3 protein-coding genes are annotated in these 4,075 nt (G+C 64.4%); 1 reads left to right on the forward strand and 2 read right to left on the reverse strand.

What is annotated here, in order from left to right:
• Positions 1–1,043, reverse strand: a 1,043-nt coding sequence (locus AB4Y86_RS13575) for a CehA/McbA family metallohydrolase (RefSeq protein WP_441402739.1), incomplete at its 3' end; no start/stop codon positions are given.
• A 332-nt stretch (positions 1,044–1,375) separates the two neighbouring features.
• Between AB4Y86_RS13575 and AB4Y86_RS13580 the strand changes: the two genes are divergently transcribed.
• Positions 1,376–3,052 carry an alkaline phosphatase family protein gene (locus tag AB4Y86_RS13580; protein ID WP_441402740.1) on the forward strand — a complete coding sequence of 559 codons (1,677 nt, stop codon included), beginning with the start codon at positions 1,376–1,378 and terminating at the stop codon, positions 3,050–3,052.
• 298 nt (positions 3,053–3,350) lie between these two features.
• Here AB4Y86_RS13580 and AB4Y86_RS13585 read toward each other — a convergent pair whose 3' ends face one another.
• A complete protein-coding gene (locus AB4Y86_RS13585; protein ID WP_441402741.1) occupies positions 3,351–4,010 on the reverse strand; it encodes a dihydrofolate reductase family protein in 660 nt (219 codons plus the stop codon).
• Positions 4,011–4,075: the final 65 nt, after the last annotated feature.

Here is a 4,075-nt window from a genome sequence, read left to right on the forward strand (position 1 = left end):
GAGTGTGCCAGCATCGAGTCCCATGAGTTGATGGCATACTCGTCGTCGGCGGTCCAGGGGCCGGTCCATACCTCGACGGCGTCGGCGTCGTCGTACCCGAACTTCCAGCGGCAGGCGACGTACGGGCAGTACGGGTGTGCGGGGACCACGAGACCTCCGGAGGCGTGGATCCGCTGGGCTTCCTGTTCGAAGCCTTTGTCCCGGGCCCGGTAGCGCCAGTCAATCCATTCCCCTCCCTCGAGGCCAAGCGCTAGATAGTGTCCGTTGCGTGTCGTCACTTCCTCACCGGTCAGGATGAGCAGGTCGTTCCCGGCCAGCGGCCCCCAGATGCCGTGGGACGCTGGCGTGTTGTGGTCGGTGCTGATCATGAAGTCCAGGCGGGCAGCCCGGGCCCCGGCGGCAACTTCGGCGGGCGTGCGCTTGCCGTCCGAGTAGACGGTGTGGAGGTGGGCGTCGCCGCGATACCRGCCGGCGCCCCGGCCCGCGATCTGCTGCACCGGGTACTGCGGGCGGAAAGGCGCGCCGTCTGCACCGTACTCCAGCGTGACGTTGACGGTGTAGTCCATCCCCTGTTCAGCGACCTGGTACGGGCCCAGGGCGATGTTCCAGGTGCCCTTTCCGACCGGGCCGGGCAGGTAGCCGGGGGTGGCTTCTGCGGCGGAGATGAAGAATTCGGTCCGGAATCCGCCCGACCAGCCACGGAATCCCTTCCCGGCCAAGTCGGTTCCCTTTTCATCGAAGACCCCGATGTCGCAGGCGTTGTTCAGGAGTCCCGGGGCAACCGTCGGTTTGCTGTACGTGTAGGAGACGCTGATCTTGCTGACACCGGCCGGAACCTCAACGGGCAGGTAAACGAAGTCGGCGGCACCCGGGTCGAAGTGGCCGGTGATGGTCTTCGTCTTGGTGCTGCCGTTATCTGCGGCGGCGAAGCTCATGGGTGCCAGGGTGATGGCCGCGCCGGTAAGTGCGGCAGCAAGGAAGCCCCGCCGGGATGGGGACAGGGGGGAATTGTTCGCCTCGTGGGCTTTGCATGGTGAAGTCACCCGGCCATGTTCAACATGCGGACTTAACGTGAGGCCAAGGGAGCCAAGACAGAAAGTGAACTTAGCATTTCGGGCGCAGCATGGCCGTTCCGCGCAAGACTCCCCCGCCAGCGGACCGGTATGGCCGGCCCCTGGCAGGCAGCTACCGGAGGTGAGAGTCAAGGCCGGAGCCTGTGAATTTGCAGAAAGCTTCGTGACGCAGGGTTGAACCTACGGTGAACCTTCACCGGATCGCTCGAAAACCTAGAAGGCCAGGACCTGCCGCAGGCAAGAATCCACGAGGGGAAGAAAAATCATATGTGGGATTCACTTTGGCGAAAGGACTTATTTTGATGAAGTCAGCGAAGAGAAACGGGATAGCCGCAGCAGCGGCTGTCGGCGCAGTCATGATTGCGGGTTCGGCGGTGGTGCCGGCGCTGGCCGACGGCGGGCAGCATGGCAACGACGGCCGCGGCGGCAGGGGCGAGACGTCCAAGCATGTCCTGCTGCTGTCGGTGGACGGCCTGCATCAAAAGGACCTCGACGGGTACGTAGCGTCGCATCCGCAATCGGCGCTGGCCGCGCTGGTGAACCATGGCACAAGCTACACGCACGCACAAACTCCCGTGCCTTCCGATTCCTTCCCCGGCATGGTCGGGCAATTCACCGGCGGCAACCCCGGAACGACCGGGATCTACTACGACGACACGTTCAACCGGGCGCTGCTGCCCGCCGGCACCACCGACTGCAAGAACACTTCCCCCGGAACCGAGGTGGCACTGACTGAGGCGGCGGACAAGGACCCGAATGCGCTCGACGCCGGACAAGGCCTCAGTGGCCTGCCCGCCAGCATCCTGAACATGACCGGCGAGCCGGGATCGCTGCTCAATCCCGCGGCCCTCCCGGTGGATCCCGCCACCTGCAAGCCCGTCTACCCGCATCAATATCTGAAGGTCAACACCGTCTTCGAAGTTGCCAAGAACGCGGGCCTGACTACCGCTTGGTCAGACAAACACCCGGCGTACGAAATCCTCAACGGCCCCTCCGGCAAGGGAGTGGATGACCTCTTCACCCCCGAGATCAACAGCAAGGCGCCCGCACCGTTCACCGGTGACTGGACCCAGGACAACGCCGCAACCCAGCAATACGACGGTTACAAGGTCCAGGCCGTGCTCAACGAAATCGACGGCAAAGACCACTCCGGGAGCAAATCCGCGGCCGTGCCGGCCATCTTCGGCTTGAACTTCCAATCCGTCTCCACCGCCCAGAAGCTGCCGTCGTCGGACGGCCTCACCGGCGGCTACCTCGCCGGCGGTACCGTTCCCGGCCCCCTGCTGAGCAAGGCCCTCGACTACGTAGACACGTCGGTCGGAAAGCTGGAGTCGGCCTTGGCTGCCTCCGGGCACGCCGAGGACACGACCATCATTCTCTCCGCGAAGCATGGCCAGTCGCCCATGGATCCCGCTGCACTGACCCGGGTACCGGACGGCGCGGTTATCGACGGACTCAATGCGGCCTGGAAGGCGGCCCATCCCGCGGCCGCTGATCTGGTGGCATTCTCCACCGATGACGACATCATGCAGCTCTGGCTCTCCGACCACTCCCAAGGCGCAGCGCAGTTCGCCAAGGACTACCTCGCATCCCACCCGGCCGCCGGCAACGACATCAACGGCGCCACCGGGAACGTGCCGACCTCCGGGCTCAGCAAAATCTACGCAGGGAGCGAGGTCGCCGGATACTTCGGCACGAAGACCAGCGACGCACGCTACCCTGACATCCTGGGCATAGCGCAGACCGGAGTCGTATATACCGGCGGTAAATCCAAAATCGCCGAACACGGCGGGGCCTCCGCCGACGACCGGGACGTCCCCCTCGTCGTCTCCGGCGGCAATGACCAACATGCCCGCACCGTGGACACCACCGTCGAAACCACTCAGATCGCCCCGACCATCCTCAAGACTCTCGGCCTGGACCCGAACAAACTCCAGGCCGTACAGATCGAGGGAACCAAAGCGCTCCCCCAGCGCTAGCAGCCGCCCCATCCGAACCGGAGGGCTCCCACGGAATACTTTCCGTGGGAGCCCTCCGCGGATACACCCGCCAGAACCACCCATCGGATGATCAGACCCGAAAGAGCACCGCGGGGCACGACGGATGGCGCCCAGTCCTGGTGGATGCCATGGCCGGTTACTTCTGTGATGCAGACAAGCCGATCAGCCGAATCCACGACCACACCGCGGTCGCCGACAACAGGCAATCGCTCGTCGTCCAGCTTGTACTGGGCGACCAGGGAGGTGGTGCTGGTCTTTCGTCCGGCCGCATGCCTGCCTACCGGGCCGGGCGACGCGTGAAGATCAGATGGAGAACTCCGAATGGAGAAGGGGTCGCTTCGATTTCAAAGCGTTCTTCGAGCCCCTCGAGTCCATCCCAAAGCCGCTCGCCCCGGCCCAGGACGATCGGCACGAGGACGATGTGCATGTGGTCGATCAGATCGGCTTCGAGGAACTGTCGAACCGTGCTGACGCCGCCACCAATTCGGACGTCGAGGTCGCCGGCCAGGGCGCGGGCCTGCTTGAGCGCGGAGAGGGGGTCGGCATCGACGAAATGGAAGGTTGTTCCGCCTTCCATCTCGAGTACCGGCCGAGGATGGTGTGTCAGAACAACGACAGGAGTGTGGAAGACAGGGTTATCGCCCCACCATCCCTTCCATGCCTCGTCCTCCCAGGGACCGCGTTGGGGGCCGAACTTGTTACGCCCCATGATCTCCGCGCCGATCCCGGGCCCCCACTGGCTGGCGAACGCCTCGTCGACGCCGAGGGATCCCTCCGACTCCCCGTGGATGCCCATCTGGCGGAAGGTCCGTGTCTCGAAAGCCCACTCCATTAGTCGTGAGCCAGCGTGACCGAATGGAGCGTCGAGTTGCTGGCCCTCGCCGGCGCCGAAGCCGTCGAGGGAGATCGAGAAGTTATGCACGCGGACTAGGGACATGTCTTCTCCTGAAGTGCTTGTCGTTTGCAGTCACCTTATGGCGCTCGAACCCAACGACTCAAGAC

Origin of the sequence: Arthrobacter sp. 2YAF22_2 (genome assembly GCF_052114645.1) — a bacterium.
In the GTDB taxonomy this organism is placed as follows: domain Bacteria; phylum Actinomycetota; class Actinomycetes; order Actinomycetales; family Micrococcaceae; genus Arthrobacter.

Coding starts and splice junctions, on each gene's coding strand:
- AB4Y86_RS13580 (WP_441402740.1), top strand. CDS start 1,376: ATGAAGTCAGCGAAGAGAAACGGGATAGCCGCAGCAGCGGCTGTCGGC.
- AB4Y86_RS13585 (WP_441402741.1), bottom strand. CDS start 4,010: ATGTCCCTAGTCCGCGTGCATAACTTCTCGATCTCCCTCGACGGCTTC.